This is a genomic window from Endozoicomonas sp. ALB115, from assembly GCF_049310245.1.
In the GTDB taxonomy this organism is placed as follows: domain Bacteria; phylum Pseudomonadota; class Gammaproteobacteria; order Pseudomonadales; family Endozoicomonadaceae; genus Endozoicomonas.
In genome coordinates this window covers 15,914-33,519 of record NZ_JBLYZG010000046.1, presented here as the reverse complement: position 1 = coordinate 33,519, position 17,606 = coordinate 15,914, and the positions used below count along the sequence as shown (strand labels likewise).

14 protein-coding genes are annotated in these 17,606 nt (G+C 47.6%); 6 read left to right on the top strand and 8 right to left on the bottom strand.

The genetic code is table 11. From position 1 onward, the window contains the following. The first annotated feature begins 60 nt into the window (after positions 1-60). Both ACO6VE_RS17770 and ACO6VE_RS17765 read left to right on the top strand, forming a co-directional pair. On the top strand, positions 61-705 hold the full coding sequence (locus ACO6VE_RS17770; protein WP_422462628.1) for a hypothetical protein: 645 nt from the start codon (positions 61-63) through the stop codon (positions 703-705). Positions 706-935: 230 nt separating this feature from the next. Next, positions 936-1,514, top strand: a complete 579-nt coding sequence (locus ACO6VE_RS17765) for a disulfide bond formation protein B (RefSeq protein ID WP_422462626.1) — start codon at positions 936-938, stop codon at positions 1,512-1,514. 282 nt (positions 1,515-1,796) lie between these two features. Here ACO6VE_RS17765 and ACO6VE_RS17760 read toward each other — a convergent pair whose 3' ends face one another. Further along, a complete protein-coding gene (locus tag ACO6VE_RS17760) occupies positions 1,797-3,092 on the bottom strand; it encodes an ankyrin repeat domain-containing protein (RefSeq protein ID WP_422462625.1) in 1,296 nt (431 codons plus the stop codon). A gap of 236 nt (positions 3,093-3,328) precedes the next feature. On the opposite strand from ACO6VE_RS17760, the gene ACO6VE_RS17755 reads away from it, so the two are divergent. Beyond that, entirely contained in the window at positions 3,329-3,508 is a 180-nt protein-coding gene (locus tag ACO6VE_RS17755; RefSeq protein WP_422462624.1) for a hypothetical protein, read from the top strand. A gap of 194 nt (positions 3,509-3,702) precedes the next feature. Continuing rightward, a complete protein-coding gene (locus ACO6VE_RS17750; RefSeq protein WP_422462622.1) occupies positions 3,703-3,918 on the top strand; it encodes a hypothetical protein in 216 nt (71 codons plus the stop codon). Between the two features lie 9 nt (positions 3,919-3,927). Here the strand turns inward: ACO6VE_RS17750 and ACO6VE_RS17745 are convergent, their stop codons facing one another. The 7 genes from ACO6VE_RS17745 to ACO6VE_RS17715 all read right to left on the bottom strand — a co-directional run bounded on the left by ACO6VE_RS17745 (position 3,928) and on the right by ACO6VE_RS17715 (position 12,742). Then, positions 3,928-4,338, bottom strand: coding sequence for a type II toxin-antitoxin system VapC family toxin (locus tag ACO6VE_RS17745; protein ID WP_422462620.1), 411 nt, complete (start codon positions 4,336-4,338; stop codon positions 3,928-3,930). Beyond that, on the bottom strand, positions 4,335-4,559 hold the full coding sequence (locus ACO6VE_RS17740; RefSeq protein WP_422462618.1) for a FitA-like ribbon-helix-helix domain-containing protein: 225 nt from the start codon (positions 4,557-4,559) through the stop codon (positions 4,335-4,337). The genes ACO6VE_RS17745 and ACO6VE_RS17740 overlap by 4 nt, the downstream gene beginning before the upstream one ends. Before the next feature lie 366 nt (positions 4,560-4,925). Then, positions 4,926-5,459, bottom strand: a complete 534-nt coding sequence (locus ACO6VE_RS17735; protein WP_422462616.1) for a hypothetical protein — start codon at positions 5,457-5,459, stop codon at positions 4,926-4,928. Between the two features lie 231 nt (positions 5,460-5,690). Further along, positions 5,691-7,478 (bottom strand): sodium:solute symporter family protein, encoded by a 1,788-nt coding sequence (locus tag ACO6VE_RS17730; RefSeq protein WP_422462614.1) that lies wholly within the window; start codon positions 7,476-7,478, stop codon positions 5,691-5,693. Position 7,479: 1 nt separating this feature from the next. Further along, positions 7,480-7,764: a DUF4212 domain-containing protein gene (locus ACO6VE_RS17725; protein WP_422450348.1), complete on the bottom strand. Its 285-nt coding sequence runs from the start codon at positions 7,762-7,764 to the stop codon at positions 7,480-7,482. Between the two features lie 314 nt (positions 7,765-8,078). Beyond that, positions 8,079-11,612 carry a hypothetical protein gene (locus ACO6VE_RS17720; protein WP_422462612.1) on the bottom strand — a complete coding sequence of 1,178 codons (3,534 nt, stop codon included), beginning with the start codon at positions 11,610-11,612 and terminating at the stop codon, positions 8,079-8,081. Between the two features lie 374 nt (positions 11,613-11,986). Then, positions 11,987-12,742, bottom strand: a complete 756-nt coding sequence (locus tag ACO6VE_RS17715) for an enoyl-CoA hydratase-related protein (RefSeq protein ID WP_422462611.1) — start codon at positions 12,740-12,742, stop codon at positions 11,987-11,989. A 419-nt stretch (positions 12,743-13,161) separates the two neighbouring features. Here ACO6VE_RS17715 and ACO6VE_RS17710 point away from each other — a divergent pair, with 419 nt between their 5' ends. Both ACO6VE_RS17710 and ACO6VE_RS17705 read left to right on the top strand, forming a co-directional pair. Next, on the top strand, positions 13,162-14,289 hold the full coding sequence (locus ACO6VE_RS17710) for a hypothetical protein (RefSeq protein WP_422462609.1): 1,128 nt from the start codon (positions 13,162-13,164) through the stop codon (positions 14,287-14,289). 230 nt (positions 14,290-14,519) lie between these two features. Beyond that, a complete protein-coding gene (locus ACO6VE_RS17705; protein ID WP_422462608.1) occupies positions 14,520-17,603 on the top strand; it encodes a DUF4116 domain-containing protein in 3,084 nt (1,027 codons plus the stop codon). Positions 17,604-17,606 lie beyond the last annotated feature (3 nt).

Here is a 17,606-nt window from a genome sequence, read left to right as displayed (position 1 = left end):
GGACAATGATAACCTCTCGATATTCACACCATTCAACAGGACTACAGGAAAATAATACCGATGAGAAAGTTGTTATTGGTACTTATGTTTGCATTTCCGATGATGGCTTTTGCCAAAGCGACGGACAGCGTTGAAAATACCAGCCGGTTTCAGGAAGGTCCCCATTACAAAGTCGTTAAAGGGCTTGCCCCTTCTAACAGGCCAACCGTGACCGAGCTGTTTTCTATTTACTGCGGAGGCTGCTATCAGTGGGAGAAAGGACCTCTGATTACCCTGAAGAGCTGGCTGAGTCAGCAGGGCATTGGGTTCAAACAGGCGCATATGAACTTTATGGGTGCCTATGCCAAACAGGCCACCCTGGCATTGGCCATGACCCAGGGTACACCGCGCCATAACGCCGTCAAACAGGCTCTTTTCAGTCGCCTTCATGTAGAGCGCAAGGGCGACTGGCGAAACGATGCGGAATTCTTCCAGACCCTGGAAAAGGCTGGACTGAAACAGTCTGACTTCGAGGCGAACCAGAATAACCTGTTAGTGATGAGAACAGTGCTGGACTGGAATCAATATGGCGAACACGTTCATGCCGTTCCCGGCTTTATGGTGAATAACCGTTACCTGATCAATATGGGCAGCTTGAAGTCCCATGACGAGCTGAATGCACTGATCACCTACCTGACCAAACTTCCAGCGGAAGAGACACAATAATACCAATTCCGCCTTCTAAATATGAGATCGAGCAAGTCATTTTGGACAGCTGGACAAGGCGGAATGACGAGTAATAGCAGGGCTATTGCGAGGAATTCCAACGAAGATCCAGCTGTTCAAAATGGCTGCGCAGTTCATATTTAGAAGGTGGAATTGGTATAACACAGCGCTGATGGCTTTTCGGTGACCCAACCGGAAAGCCAGAAGTAACTTCGAGAGGGATCCAACCATTGGCTGCTGAACAAAACCCCAATAGCCTCTTTCAACGTTTGAAAGACAGCCCACTGCAAACCGTCCACGGCTGGCAGCGTTTACGAGTCACCTGGCTTATTATGTTTGCCACCGCGCTCTTTCTGGAGCTGTGCGCCCTGGGCTTTCAGTATATTCTGCATATGGATCCCTGTGAGCGCTGCGTCTATCAGCGGCTCGCCGTTCTGGTGCTGATGTTTGCGCCATTGGTTATCATCATTTCCCCCACCCAGCTGTTTTTCAGGATCACAGGTTACACTCTCTGGATTGCTGGTGCACTGTATGGGCTGAAGGAAGCCATTGCCCAAATGGCAGACTACGCCGAGTTTAATCCGTTTTCTTCCAGCTGCAGCTTCCGCCCGACCTTCCCTTTCGACCTGCCTCTCTATGAATGGTGGCCCTCCATGTTTATGCCCACCGGACTCTGCGGTGCCGACGACTGGACCCTGCTTACCCTGAACATGGCAGAATGGATGGTCGTGATTTTCTCAATTTATCTGTTGGCTGCTGTGACCTGCATTATCAGCTCCCTATACGCTGCGCTCTTCAAAAAGCCGTGAATGGCTGTACATCAATTTCATAAATCACTCCATTGCCACCCTGCCAGGTAGAATTCACGATCTTTTACCTGGCTGTAAATTTCTGTGATACATCGCTAGGAGGCTGACCGAGAATAGACTGCCCTACTGCGGTGGCAGAAAATTGGTCTAAAAATCCGCTTTTGTTCGGCAAATAGCCCCGCTATTCACCTCACAAAACCGAATTTTTATCCTCAATTTTCTGCCATCCTCGCTACGGGCGCTATTCTCGGTCAGCCTCCTAGCCAAAGCAATCACGGCACGTTAACGGAGACCGCCTAACCGCCCGGGGTCTTTTGTCATCGAAAATACCGCGTGCATAAACTGCACGCAGTTGGTGTGCCCTTCATTGGTAGAAAGACCCAGCGGGCTCAAACCATTTTTCGTTAACAGCCTGATGTTTGCTCCGCGCTCCAGCAAGTGTTTCAGAATCTCAATATTGCCTTCTGAGGCGGCAATGTGAACTGGTGCCCAACCGTCATGATCGGTGATATTGATACTGGCTCCTTTTTCGCTCAGCAGTCGTGCTGCTTCAATGTTGTTATTCCACACAGCCATGTGCAGGGACGTATCACCGTGGTCATTGGCTGCATCAATCTTTGCCCCATGGTTGATCAGGATATGCATGCAGTTGATATGCCCTTCTTCGGTCGCAAGGTGGAGGGGCGTATGACCAAATATCCCGGCTTTGTTGATATCTGCCCTGAAGTGGATCAATTGTTCCAGAAACTCCGGGTAGCCAGAACCGGCTGCATTACATGCGGCCGAATAGCCCATGGCGTCGCCGTTATCAACATCGGCTCCACGGGAAAGCAGGTACAGCAGGCACGCCATCTGTTTCATAAACACGGCTTTTTGCAAGGGTGCATAACCGCGATTGTTGACGGCATTGATATTGGCTCCACCATTAATTAATGGCGGCAAAGAATCAATGTGCCCGGCATCGACCGCTTTATGGAGGGGAGTATCGCCGTGCTGGTCGGTTACCGTTGGATTTGCCCCTGCTGCCAGCAGAAGATCCATACACCTGATGTGGCCACCGTCGGCAGCCAAATGCAAAGGGGTGGAACCGTGATACCCCTCAACTCCATTGATATCGGCCTGGTTACGGATCAACAGATTCAGTATACGGTCATCCCCTTGCTCGGCGGCGATGTGCAAGAGCCCGGTGTTGCAGCACGTGTGAGCAGAATAATAGTGTTGCCGTACCATGTCCGGTTCTTGCTCCACAATAGTCTGTATGGCCTGCCAATCTCCGTTGCAACAGGCGACCAGTGCCGGGGACTCACAATAACGGGTGGTTGGAGCTAACCTGTCCCCGGCTACCTGCACCAGCGGTAAAGCACCCTGTGGACAGACAGCACAGGTTCGAAATTTAGGAAACCCCGACTGCCCGTCCAGGTGCCGACGTATACATTCCAGATGGAAAGTATGGTGGCAAGCTGTTTTGACTATTGAGCGTCCGGCAGATGTGCCAACTGCGTCACTGGTGCTGGCGGAATCAGCTTGCCTGGCACAGAGTAAACAGGTGGTTTCAGATGTAGCAACACCATTCATCATAGACAACACACTCCTGGGTTAGACAAGATTCAGTAAACTTTGGCAGCTATAAATCGGAGATCGTTTGATAGTTTTTACAGTAGCTGTAAAAACCTAACTCAGGAATAGCTCATCCGACCAGTATCTGCATGCCCTCACCACTTTATTAACCCAATCTAAATCTTTAACGACAAAGGCAAATAGATAAAATATGACAAATTCAAAGTAATGGATTCATTAGTGTCGGGACTAGCAACATGTTCAAACAACTCAATAACGCAACAGCTCAGCCTGTTGTGTGGTCATCTTACACAGCAGAAGTGTTGTGGGCAGATCCTCATATTGCCAGACAAATGATGGCCTACCATCTAAACCCGGATATCAACGCTGCCTCCAGATCGTTTGATTTTATATTTGATCACATTAGTGATGCGTGACTTCTGTGCCCTGAACCCGTCACAACGTTCCGGGTTGCTGGATAAGTTTAAGTCGATACTGAAGCCGAATGGGGTGATTGCCCTGGATGTCTATACCTCTACACGGTTTGAGAAACAAACCGAGGACGTGGTACTTGCCAGAAACGCCATGAACGGTTTCTGGAGTGCGCAGGAGGTGTATCCAGTCTTCCTTCTTGTACAGACCTGAACTGGTCACCCTGGACAAGTATGTTATCTGTGAAGCAGAACGGGAGTGGAAGGTCTATAACTGGCTACAGCACTTTACCCTGGACATGCTGCGCAGTGAGCTTGAGCAACACGGTTTGGAAATTCAGGCCACTTACAGTGATTTGCGCGGCAGACCCTGGGCTGATGGTGATGAAATGGCGGTAGTCATTGGTCTTAAATAACCACCGTGGTTATAACAGCGTCCCAGGCTCAACGGCTATCTCTGGAAATTTGTGCAACAGCTTTTTATCCCAAGTGACCAATGGGCAGTCTAACGTTTCCGCCAATACCACAAAAAACGCATCGTAGCCCGGGTGTTTTGCATACGTGGCTACTTCCAGTGCTCTGAACCATAACTGCTCACTACTGGTTACCGACGTTATCAGGGCTTCGGCTCTTTCGATTGCCTGTATTGCCTGTTGAAGACTCAGCTGCTGATGGGTTAGCCACTGCCAGGCAACATTACAGAACTCAGAGCGGAACAGATCAGGTACATGGATGTGCTCGACTTTTTCCAATACGACCACAGCTTCCTGCCGATGCACGGGTTCATTAAACAGAGCATAGGCAAACACCATCGTATCGATAACGGCCTGGGTCATGGCCGCCCCTCATGTCGCCAGGATTCTATGTCTTTGGCTGAGGTTTCCGGCAACTCTTTCCAGCTATTTCTTATAGCTTTAATCAGGTCAGACTTTTTCTGATAGCGAGCTTCCAGCAGTTCCCGAACCTCTTGCTCCATGGAGCGGTTGCCTGCTTTGGCACTGGCTTTTAATCGTTCTATCAGTTCGTCTGGCAGGTTTCGTATGGTCAGGGTGGCCATGAATTTTGCTTCCTTGAGCGATGCGATCCATTTCCAATGCTAGCACATCGCTAGCGAAGCAATTGTTTTATTATTTTGATGCTGTATCACTCTTCTTCAGCTGGAGCATTTAGGAGCGGTCCTGAAATAATTTCCACATTTCTGGGTTTCAAAACTACGTTCGTCCTGAGCCTGTCGAAGGGCGTGCACTCCGGCCTCATGTACTGTGCCAATCACCCTTCGACAAGCTCAGGATGAACGGAAATCGAGTTCAAAGTGTGGAAATTATTTCGGGACAATTCCTTAGGTGCTTATCGGTCTTAGATAACCACCATTTCATATAACAGGGGCGATAACATCGCCTCTGTTAAAAGCTCCATTGATAGGTTAATTGCTCAGTTCAGCAATGGTTCTCAAGGATTCCAATACGCCTCGGGCAGCCTCCCGGGCATGGTCATTCACCGGCTGATACCTGGGCTGATAGAGGCAATTTAATGGCCGGTCATAAACTGGCCTCATCTCATCATGAATAATGTCATGGTCCTGATAGGTCAGATAACGGGTTTCCAAAATGATGCCACTGGCCGGACCACCAAGTTTGCACATCGCCCAGCCTGGCTCAAGCTGCTGAATACCCTGGGAAAAGGTATCATAGCTGAATGAACGTCTCAGTTTATTCAATCGCCAGTAAGTCGAGTCATTCACGGCATCTATTTCAACCCCGTCAACCGTCAGCTTGAACTGGCCTTCCTCATTCGACATTACATTAGGATCAATCCCGGTGCCGTAGAAATTAACCTCTTTAACCACCTCATCGTCAAGATAGTGCTTCATACTTAACAACAACTTATGGTGATCATCCACGGCATTGGCCAGTGCCGACAGCAAAAGCAGAGATAGACAAATAGTTCTTGAAACCACGCTGGTTACTCCATAGGCAGAATATAACGACTGGCAGTTTAGACACCTATAAAGCACTTAAGTTCTGTATTTGGGAAAATGAATATCAGGTGCGACACAAAAATTGCAAGAAAATGAGATCGGGTACGATAACACCGGCTGACTGCAACAGAGGCGACCAGGATCAAAGAATCGAAAAAAAGCCGCGTTCCAACGGAAAGCGGCTCTGGATTGTTTATCGGTTCAGTGGCTTCATACCCGAACTGTCTCACCCTCCTCTACGGGCTCTGATGCTTTCCCGCCACGGCGGGGAATACGAATATCATCCACCATATCCTGCACCGCTTTGGGTGGTGCCTCCGTAGCATGGCAAACCACCAGGGAGACCGCAAAGTTGATCAACATACCCAGGGTACCAATGCCTTCTGGTGACACGCCGAACCACCACTGTTCCGCAGTGCCCCCCAGAAATTTGAAGTAGATAATATAAGAAGCCGTAAACAGCAGGCCTGTCACCATACCGGCAATCGCCCCTTCACGGTTCATCCGCTTGTAGAAAATACCCAGAAGAATCGCGGGGAAGAATGAAGAAGCCGCCAGGCCAAAGGCAAAAGCCACCACCGAGGCCACAAACCCTGGCGGGTAGATGCCTGCCAGACCGGCCACACCAATAGCAGCCGCGGCAGCAATACGGGCCGCCAGCAATTCTTGCCTATCGGTAATGCCGGGCATCAGATTCCGCTTCAGCAGGTCATGGGAAATGGAGGTGGAAATAACCAGCAGTAAGCCAGCTGCGGTAGAAAGGGCCGCCGCCAGACCTCCGGCCGCTACCAGTGCAATGACCCAACCGGGGAGGTTGGCGATTTCAGGATTGGCCAGCACCATAATGTCGCGATCAACATACAGTTCATTGGCGTTGCCAGTCTGGTTATTGCTGACAAGTCGTTCACCACTGTCACCCCGCGCGTCAATAAACGACGGTTTACCTTCAATCGGAGCACCGGGGTGATACTGAATTTTGCCATCGTCGTTTTTGTCGACCCAGGCCATCAAACCAGAGTTTTCCCAGTTGGCAAACCACTCAGGCAGCTGCTCATATTCAGCTTCAGAAACCGTCTGCAGCAGATTGATACGGGCAAAGCTGGCCACCGCTGGCGCTGTGGTGTAGAGCACAGCAATAAACAGCAGCGCATAACCGGCCGATTTACGGGCGTCACGCACCGTTGGGGTGGTGAAGAAACGCACGATAACGTGGGGTAAACCCGCAGTACCGACCATCAGCGCCATGGTGATAAAGAACACGTCAATGGTGGACTTGGATCCATCGGTATACTGGGCAAAGCCTAGTTCCTGAGACAGGCCGTTCAGTTTCTCCAGCACCGAGAGCCCGGTGCCTTCAACGTCACTGCCAAAGCCCAGCTGGGGAATCGGGTTGCCGGTAATCATCATGGAAATAAAGATCGCGGGCACCAGATAGGCGAAAATCATCACACAGTATTGCGCTACCTGAGTGTAGGTAATGCCTTTCATGCCCCCCAGCACAGCGTAAACAAAGACAATACCCATCCCGATCATGACCCCGATATTGATATCCACCTCCAGGTAACGGGAGAAGACAATACCGACGCCGCGCATCTGTCCGGCAACATAGGTAAAGGAGATAAAGATAACGCATATAACAGCAACCACCCGGGCGGTCTGGCTGTAGTAACGTTCAGCGACAAAGTCCGGCACAGTGAACTGGCCAAATTTGCGCAGATAAGGTGCAAGGCACATGGCCAGCAATACATATCCCCCGGTCCAGCCCATCAGATACATGGCCCCGTCACGCCCCATAAAGGAGATAATACCGGCCATGGAAATAAAAGAGGCCGCCGACATCCAGTCCGCTGCGGTTGCCATACCATTGGCGACGGGATGAACGCCGCCACCGGCCACATAATAGTCTTTGGTTGAGCCAGCCCTGGACCAGATAGCAATACCGATATAGAGCGCAAACGATAACCCGACAAAAAGGAAGATCAGTGTTTGAGTCGCCATCTCACTCTTCCTCCTGAACGTTGTATTTTCGGTCCAGACGGTTCATCAACCCGATATAGACAAAAATCAGAACCAGAAAGGTATAGATGGAACCCTGCTGGGCAAACCAGAAGCCCAATGGAAAGCCGAAAAAGCTGATTTGATCCAGCTGGTCCACGAACAGTATGCCGCAACCAAAGGAAACGGCGAACCAGATCACCAGTAAGGAAAGTAGTATGCGTATGTTCTCCCGCCAATAGGCGGCAGCTGCACTTTGATGATTACCACGGGAAGGATCAGCAGACATGAAAAGACGCTCCTGAAAGTATTATTGTTTTTCTTATCTTCAGTCACTGAGGACTGCCTGAGTCTCAGACAGTAACAAATGTGGGGACATGAGCATCTTAGACTTTAGGCTAATACCGGTTTAACACTTTGTCTCAACCCTGTTAGCCCGGATATTTCATAAACGTGCTCCCGCTCTCGCTTGTCCTTTGCCCCTCTAAGGGAGTTTTGTTCGGTCGACCGTACTCCCCGGTACGGCGCTCCCTCACAAAATCCCTTAGAGCGACAAAGTCCTGCGCGAGATTCGGGGCAGTTTATGAAATATCCGGGTTAGGCTTACAGTCTCTTAAATTGGGGCAGGTTATTGAAAGTACTATTTTTAGCCTGCTCCTTAAGATAGCTCTCAGCCGTTAGCAGAACAGAAGTATAGGATTTATCAGGGCTGTGCCCCGGCAATATAGATGATAAATATTCATGGAGTGTCGCAAGATTAAGCCACCTCCTTTGAGCCGGGCCTATACTTTTCTCTAAACTCAGTAGGCACCGAAAATCATAGCTTCCAACTTCTCTACCCAAAAAAGAGCAGACTTTTTCAATCAACGACTTAAGAAAGTTTACTCTCCCATGTACTTCCCCTTTGAAAAAAACAGCATTTATTCTTTCACTAATCATTAAATATCCAATTGTTTGAAGCTCCTTTCTGATTCTAAGCACCTTTTCCATGACACTTTTATTTTCAGAGGGTTCAGAAACACTTGCTGTTGCAATCAAGGCAGGAAACTCGCCTGCTATTATATTGCATCTATTTTCTCCCACAACCCCACTACCGTTTTTGCCGGTATTCCTTGCAATAAAAAGCCTTGCCCTGGTAACAATAGCCACCGGTTCATTATCAACTTCCTCGCCAGCTGCGGATAATATTTGCAAAAGATAATCAAGCGTAAAAGCGATAATCAGGACTCTTTTATGTGTATCATGCAAGCTGGGGAGACCAAAAATATTATTGCGCTGCAGGTAGCTATCAAGCTCATTTGGACGGTTGGAAATCCCGCAGATATTTTCTATGGCCTCTTTGAGAATCTTTAACCTGTTGCTGGCTTTCGTTTTGCTTGATACGTCCATTGTCCATATACCCTGCAACACCATGGAAAGCATCTCGATTGCAACCTTGAATTCATACTTTTCAATTTCATTTCTGATTAAGTTAGCCTGCTCTGCCAAATCCATTGCAGCAGTATCCAAAACAGGCATAGAAACACTCATCAATCGTTGTTTCTTTGTGGGAGGGCCAGAAAAACCCGTTTCCAGTGCTGCTTGCTTTCTTTTCAGAACAGATGAAGTTTGAACTTTACTACTTCGAGCAGCCTCTTTTGCCACTATTGAATAATAATTTTGACCGAGTGTTGATGCATGAGGTGGGCTATCGTCTTGAGAAAACAGGAGTTCATCAGTGAGCTTTTCATCACATTGTAATTCAAGGTCCATTGATTTGCAGGAATTCGATATAGCCAAAGGTGAATCACAGGATATTTTCTCACCTGAATCCCGCACTGAGAAAGCTTTTGTTACATCAGCGATAGCAGCAGAGACTTCTTCACAGGACTCCCCTGAAGCCGATGATAATAACGACTCTTCCTTGCGATGCGATGTATTTGAGCCAGAATCATGGCATGCTCTTTCATTGTCAGCAGAAGCCAAAAGTAATGGCTTCGGAAAGGTCATGACAATCCTGTTAAAACGTCCTGGCTCCATCAAAGACTCCATGACTTCAGTCTTGACGTTGCAACATCCAGCACCTCTATCAATATCAATGGGCTCTCCCTCAGACGCAGGTTCTGCTGGCAGAGACTCTGGTTCTCTGTAGAACCTCTCACCAAAGTGAAAGGGAAAATCAGATCTCACGGTCTTTTGCAATAATTTCAACCGGGCATCAAGCCGTTCAATAACATAGCCGACATCCCTGCGAACCCACAAGCTTCCAACATCGGAACAGGGATCAAGATGATTATTTAAAAACTGGCACCAGCGCCACAGTAGTTTATTCCTATTCATAGTCGTTGTGACGGGCCTTATCTGCTTTAACCAAGCTGTCAACTCCCTGCTTTGATTTCGCCACTTTAAAACAGCCGCTTCAGACCATGTATTTAAATCTGCCTCCATGGTGATGAATTTTTTGTATCGCTTTAACATTTTCAAATCATTGGCATTAATTTCTATATCTGAATACATTGAATCCTTTAACCATCGATTTACCACATTTTTTCTCATCCGATCAAAATCAGCCCTGAAAATCCTGACAAACAAAGGTATGAAATTTCTGATCATATCTTTCCATAAGGCAAAAGACTTATTGGTTTTACAAAAGGCGGCCACATTAAAAACCTTATTAGTTTCCGTTTCATAAAACCTGTACCTCAGGTAATAGTCTTCCAATGTTAACTTTCTGGCATGACTGACAATGGTTTTTTTTTGCTGATTAGAAAGAAGAGCCTGACTACCCTGATAAAACTTCAGAAGAACTGCAGGTAATAATGTTAACGGCAGACTACCCACTTTGATATTTACCGGAAGCACCTTTGCTTCCTTACTGAATTTACCTGCACCTTCCTTATTGAATGCCTGATAATCAATCAGAGAAATTTCCGAATCAGAATCTCTCACCAACTGGATAAAAAACGGGTCAAGCCCATTGCGTTCTTTTTCAAAGGACAGCAACACCTTAAATGCTGTTATTGAGCAGCTGTTATAGTCTTTCTGAAGATATCCAGACGCTGGGGTGGTCAAAAAGTACAGGCTATTGTCTCGAATATTTTGTACAGAATCTGATATCGCGGCAATGATAAAATTTCTTATCTCCTTAGCTACACAGCTTTTCGGCTGTATTGTTTCATGCAAATAAACAACAATTTTATTACCTGTCTGGATAAATCTGACGGCAATCATGTGTGCAGCAGAATCATTAATAACAAGCATACTGAAAACAGCCTGTCCTCTGCCATTTTCAAGATGTTCAGAAGTGTATTTTTTTAACGCATTTAACGCGCCTTTATCACTGATACGACCACAATTAAAGACCGCAGGGCAGATTCCATGTTTTCTTTTAAGCACAGAGAGTTCTTCAATCGCTCTGACCGGAAGATGGTATTGCCCATTACTTATCGCTATATCTTTAAAATCAAGTGTCTCCTGGAGCAGAGGGTTCATCTGAACCGTTAGATCTTTATTTTGATAGGTAGCCACTATTTCCCAGTATGGTAAACCCTCATCAGAGAATTTATACTCCAATATCACACCTTCACCGGAGGATAATGTGATGAATTGCCCCTCACTGTAATGAAGTTTCGTCTTGTCATGATTTGCTAAATCTGGATGATAAACCCCAAGATAGCTGCCCTTCTTCAGTATCTGGCTGGTTGAGCATCGTACCTCGTTTACATTGGCATGAGCAGAGAGGGCATCAAGCACAGTGACTACTGAAGAAGCATCCAGACACTCTGACTCTCCACTACCTTCCGTTGTTGGTAAATCAACGTTATCAGCCATCATTGGTTCAAGGTAACATTTAAATGCAGCATTATCATTTTGATCCAGAAGCAAGGTCATTACTCGATCAATAGACCCAAATTGCTGTTCAGGATCATTTGTATACGTTATTCGACCTACACTGTGCCGTTGCTCTAACTTTAATAAAGGCAAAGGGGGCAACAGTGGATCCCGAATTTTATTGGGGAGTTGCAAAACAACATGCGACAAACCATCAATCACATAGCGTGATTTGGATCTTTTAATATCACGGATTAATAAGGTGTCATTCGCCAGAACCGACTTTTCCAACACCGTCATTGGCTTAATAGATGAATCAACAGGCAAAACACTAAGGCTCCCGAAATTTTATAGGTAAGAACATATTTTAGATAAACTATTTTTCCATTAGTTCACTTTGAAATTAATGATACCGCATTCCTGATAGCTATTTTGGACATTTGATCAAGATAGAATGAGGAGCCATACCATTTGGGAATTAGAAATTTCGCTTGTTATAATAGCAGGACTATTTTGAGTCATCGGGTATTACGGAGCATTCCAATGAAAATCCTGCTGCTCAAAATGGCTGCGCAGTTTACCTGGGAGGTGGAATGGTGATGACTGGCAGCTCCCGCACTGCTGGCTACCAGTGGCGATACCATGGCAACCAGAATCCCTGTCAGGTGAGAACCATAACCGTACTGTCTCAGTATACCTGACTAAGACTTACCGGAAAAAAAGGCCGCCATTACCTGTCGAGCTTCTTCGGAGACCATTCGCTCAGCAAAGACGATCGCTTCATCATCAATGCGTTGTTGAACATCGCTGCGACGGTTCCGGGTAATCAGCTGTTTGGTCAGCAACAGTGCTTCACGGGGCTTTGCTGCCAGCTCTTTAGCTTTTGCCAGGGCAAAATCAAAGACTTCTTCATTGGCTATTACCGCATTGGCAATGCCATATTCATGGGCGCGCCGGGCATCAAAGAAATCACCCAGCATCAGCAGCTCTGAAGCCCGCTGTCGTCCCATAATATCCGGCAACAGCAAACTGGAGGCGGCTTCCGGCACCACGGCGAGATTCACAAAAGGCAAACGCAGCCGGGTGTTTTCCCCCACATAAACCAAATCACAATGGAGCAATAACGTCACGCCGATACCCACGGCAATACCGCTGGCTGCTGCCACAATCGGCTTTTTCTGTACCGCGAGCTGGCGTAGCATTTTTATGGCTGCCGGTTCTTCAGAGGTGTCCCGGGTCAGAAAGTCCTTGAGGTCATTGCCAGCAGTGAACATATCAGGCTGGGCAGCAAAGAGAATCACTTTAACACTGTCATCCTGATCAGCGGCGATCAGTGCGTCAAGAATGGCTGCGTACATCGCTGTGGTCAGTGCATTCTTTTTCTCAGTGCGGTTGAAGCGTATCGTCAGGATACCCTCCTGCTGTTCGATCAGTATATGCTTCTGCGGATCTGACATGGCTCATACTCCCTAACACTTTATTGTCATTATTCTGTCGTTCATATTCTATTACAGCTGTTTGCCAATTGGCAGTAGAGAACCTAGGAGGCTGTCCGAGAATAGACTGCCCTACTGCGGTGGCAGAAAATTGGTCTAAAAATTCCGTTTTGTTCGGCAAATAGCCCCGCTATTCACCTCACAAAACGAAATTTTTATCCTCAATTTTCTGCCATCCTCGCTACGGGCGCTATTCTCGGACAGCCTCCTAGCCATCTGTTGTGTGGTTAGCGAGGAATGATTATGACCGTGGTGGCTGGTTGCTCGAATTGGCTATTTTGTTGAACTTATCAGTATCTGTCCGGTCATATTAAGGCATTACCACGAATGCGGATATACCTACACACTAATTTATACAATGAATTCAAGGAGCACCTGCGATGATTCCACAATCCACCCAAATCCCCGCAAGCCTAATTCCACCTGAGTTCAGCACCGCAAGCGACGTTCAAACTTCCCCCCCCCTCGTCCCCCCGGAACTAAAACAGCTTCAGGACTCTTTTGCCGACCGGTTAAGCGCGGCAAAAAGTGAGTTATCCAAGAACCCTGAGGCGCAACAGGCACTCACCGAAGCACTGGTGGACCGTTTTGGCATTTTTCGCGACAGTGAAAGCGACAGGGAGAATAAAGAGAATTTCCTGTCCATTGCCCTGGCCCAGTGCAATCTTGCCGACCAGGGAAGCATTGAAATACTCCAACAAGTCGTAAGTCTGCAAAATCAAATTTCCGCCTTCGTAAAAAAAGGGGGTGACTCAGAAGGCATACAAAACGAAGAACACATTCTGGAAAATCTGCTAAAAGATCTGGGGGCAAACTCAAGGAAAGACAATAACGAGCGTTCCGGTTCCTTTAGTATGGGCGTTGAACGGCAGGGTTTTGTAGAACAGCATGTCGAAGAATGGTTTCCGAAAGACCTGAGACAGCCCGTTAAAGATGCACTGATCCTCCTGAAGAACCAGATGACATCGGGTACCGATATAGGCCCACTCCCGAAATTCATCACGGATCGAAAGTTTGGAAAGGCGCAGGACCTGGCCTATTTTGCCATTTATCTCAAATCCCCTAACCATTTCGTTTTTACCAAGGCAGGGGGTGAATTTCTGCTTAATTCCGGCAAACTGGAACGGCATTTTGTCAAGAATGATCAACTGGCCACTGTATTAGCAGGCAAAATCCCGGAAGATAAGATGGAAAAGGTAATACAGGCATTATCCCGCCCGGTATCAGAAATGAGCACTGAGGCACTGGTGCTGGCTGCAATCATCACGGACTCCTCACAGGAAAACCTGAAGTCATACCTGAAAGCTGCCCAGATTTTGTCGCTGAAAACACAGGCACAGAAAGACGATCCCAATCCTTCAGATGACACTGCCGTGGCATTCGGGCTAGAGCGCAGTGATGCCATGGTTCGAGGGCACTATAAAAGTGGCGCAGCCGCCCGGAGTGCTGCTGATACGCTGCTTAAAAGCTTGACGCCACTGCCTGAAGATATGGCTACAATGGCCTGAACTTGCCGGTGCTCCCCTTGCTATCTTAAAGGGGCGGCGCTTCCCTGAGAGACTTGCTGAGAATAGCCACCTGCTGAACTTCCCTGCTACCCGTAAAGCTTCACCCCTTGTTTTTCACTCACTATTTCCTGATGCAACTATGATTTCTGGAACTTTTTGCTAACTTTGAGATCTTAGTTTATTTAAATACCATATAAACACAAAGCGTATTATTACAAGGCTGTCAGCAAATGAATATTTCAGGGAGCCCATCTCCCCCTATTGATCAAAACCCGAAGGAAACTCGGGAACATCAATCCCAGCAGATGGATCAATTCGGGTATTCATCAGGTCAACTCTGGTGCAAGCACCTTGTTAAAGAGGCTCCAGGGACTTGTGTAGAAGGCGGCTTATCCGTCGGCACAACACCTTATCCTTCTGCCAATACAGCCACCCCTATGTCATGGTCTCGTGTGCAAGCCTGCCCCGGTGCCACCCATGACCTGCCACAAGGCAATCTTGGTGATGCATTAAAAGCGTTGCTGCAAAGAGTTGCCGAATCCACGGACAAACAGCAGCCATTGCCGGTCAGTGACTATAAAACATTTATCAAATACTTCGGGGAGTTTCCGCCCGGGGTCAGTCCGGATCAGCTTGATAGTGAAGATTACTTTTTAAAAATCAAAAATGATCCTTGTTTTTTTAGTGAAGTACCCCTGGAAAAGTTAACACCAGAAATGTGTATACAGGCATTTGTAACAGCGCCTTATGCGAATATACAGTACATACCCGACAGTATGAAAACCAACGAACTGTGTCGAGCTTTGGTCATTGATGAGCTTAATGCCATTGATCATGTACCTGGTGAGATAATCAAACAATGGCTGAACGATGGTTTTTTTGACTTCCTCCTTGAAAACTATAAAGGAGCCATTAAATACATTCCCGAAGCAGCAAGAACTGATGCACACTTTGAAATTGCCTGCAAAAAATCCCACGTTGCGCTGAATTATTACCCGGAGAACAAGCCCGTCAGTGACCGATTATTAACCATCGCCATCGAACACACCGGGGCCCTGGAATTTTACCCGGACCATAAAAAAACAGCAGAACTTTGTCAGGTAGCCTGTCGACGTAATGGATTAGCATTAGAGTATGTTCCTGAACAACTGAAGACCGCTGAATTATGCCAACTGGCTGTTGATAATAATGCCAGAGCACTCGAATTCATTCCGGAAGCCGTCAAAACATTCGATATGTGTCTGGCCGCGGCTAAAGGTGGAAAATTATCCGGGACGCTTCCCAAATTTCTAACGGAAACACAACGAACAGAAATATACCGTACTGCCTGTACCAGTGGATACTTTGTCTTGTATGATATTCCAGAACAATATATTACTGATCATTTCCTCAAATCAGTCATTACCAGCCAAGAGTACAGGGACAACCCTCTTAAATTCGCTGCAACTGACAACCTTTCAAAGTGGGTAGGTGCTGATAAGGCGTCTGAGCTGTATGCCCTGGCCGTTAGTCTGTCTTCCGAAGCGCTGCGATATGTACCCAGCGACTTTAAAAAAGGGGCAATCCTTGATGCGGCGTTAAAAAATAACCTGTCGGCATTCCAACATGTTTCCCTGGAACACCTGAGTTTCAATGAGCTTTGTCTCATGGCAGCCGTTACCAAAGAGATCGTTAAACCTTTATGTTCGAAGGAGGAAAGACTGTTATTCAGATTGATCAAGCTTAATCAATTACCCTATGTACCAACGGATGTTCAGTTGAAGTTTTTAACCTGTCCCGATATTTCATTGAAAGACAAAATAAGCTTCATTGAATCATTAGATGCCCCGACTTATACCTTTCCAGACAAGGCCCTGGCGGCACCACTGATCTGCCAGCAGTCTCCTTTACCCATCTCATGTACCAATCTATTTTTGATACCCCTGATTTCTACCGCTCACCAGGTTACCGGATTTGCACTGCCCAATGCCGCTGATGGGGAGCAGATCAACCGGTATATTGCCGAAAATATGCCGTCATCGTTCGGGCTGAAGGATGTCCCCGAAGCACTTGGCCAGGCAAACAACCCAGCAATCCGGATAGTCGGTGGGCGGACGATGCAATGTCTGCAAGCCGGTGGCCAGGCCATCTATTTTAAATTCCAGAGAGCCGGGGAACCCCTTGAGACACTGGCCAGGGAGGGCCTGCTTTATCAAGTCATCGCCAATACTCCCGAGCTGGCAGGTAAATTTAATAGCGTGCTACCAGAGTATCGCGACTTTATGCGGCTCCCCCTGGGCAAAGACCTGGAGTACCTGATTAACCAGTTTGATGACCCGGTGGAGATCACCGAAAGCCATGGCCAGCGATACATCAATGTCTTTTGTTACACAGCACCCGTCGCCTATGCCCGGTATGCCCATTCGCCAGACACAGCAGAGGACTGCCCCTGGCAGCGCCCGGAGCAGGGCATCCTCAGGGCCTGTCACGATGCAGGTTACATGACCAGCATGGGATTGGTACCGACCAGTATGTTGCAGTGCCTGCACAACACTGAGGCAGGCCGGGGCTGGGTCGCCTTGCATTCGGCCATGAATCTGATCTCTGACAACGTACACGCAGGCAAATTGACAGCATGGAACACTCAGGCCACCGAAAAGATTGATTTCGGTCACTGTGGCATGCGTGACCTGGGTGATTATGAACGCTTTGGCCATATCCACAGCTGTTTACGACAGAAAGACACGCTTGAAACCTGTTACATGCCCAAGGTCTCACAACGCATTGCCCTGGCTAACAGTATTTGCGAAATCATTGTGTCGGCGGTACTGGTAAGGTCACGCTTACGTCAGGGCTTTGCCGGTTATCACTACAAAAACCCTCAGGCACTTAACGAAACAGCCGCATTTGTTGAATCGGCCTGCAACCAGTTTCTGCTGGGGCTTATGCCCACAGCAGCCGCGCCGATCAGCCTGCGGTTTCTCCTCGGACGGGACGATAACGAGTATCAGGCCTGGCTTGTCCGGGTCGCGCAGGAAATTCTCTACTGGACCGCATTGCAGCCGGATGCACCCGGGTTTGCCCAACTCCCTCTGGACGAGTATGACCCCACTGACTGCTATATGAACCACATAAACGATCAGCAGCACCTCAGTAAAGCGCTCTACCCTTATGACGCTTATGCCTGCACACGTCACGCGAATTTTTATGATATTTATGGCCAGTTAATCTTTGGAGCCGATTTCTCAACATTTCCACTGATATCGTTAATGAATGGGCTGACCAAAATGTGTACTGATATACTGAAACAGCTGAATCATTCAGGCAGTCGATAAAAT

Coding starts and splice junctions, on each gene's coding strand:
- ACO6VE_RS17770 (WP_422462628.1), top strand. CDS start 61: ATGAGAAAGTTGTTATTGGTACTTATGTTTGCATTTCCGATGATGGCT.
- ACO6VE_RS17760 (WP_422462625.1), bottom strand. CDS start 3,092: ATGATGAATGGTGTTGCTACATCTGAAACCACCTGTTTACTCTGTGCC.
- ACO6VE_RS17755 (WP_422462624.1), top strand. CDS start 3,329: ATGTTCAAACAACTCAATAACGCAACAGCTCAGCCTGTTGTGTGGTCA.
- ACO6VE_RS17745 (WP_422462620.1), bottom strand. CDS start 4,338: ATGACCCAGGCCGTTATCGATACGATGGTGTTTGCCTATGCTCTGTTT.
- ACO6VE_RS17740 (WP_422462618.1), bottom strand. CDS start 4,559: ATGGCCACCCTGACCATACGAAACCTGCCAGACGAACTGATAGAACGA.
- ACO6VE_RS17730 (WP_422462614.1), bottom strand. CDS start 7,478: ATGGCGACTCAAACACTGATCTTCCTTTTTGTCGGGTTATCGTTTGCG.
- ACO6VE_RS17725 (WP_422450348.1), bottom strand. CDS start 7,764: ATGTCTGCTGATCCTTCCCGTGGTAATCATCAAAGTGCAGCTGCCGCC.
- ACO6VE_RS17715 (WP_422462611.1), bottom strand. CDS start 12,742: ATGTCAGATCCGCAGAAGCATATACTGATCGAACAGCAGGAGGGTATC.
- ACO6VE_RS17710 (WP_422462609.1), top strand. CDS start 13,162: ATGATTCCACAATCCACCCAAATCCCCGCAAGCCTAATTCCACCTGAG.
- ACO6VE_RS17705 (WP_422462608.1), top strand. CDS start 14,520: ATGAATATTTCAGGGAGCCCATCTCCCCCTATTGATCAAAACCCGAAG.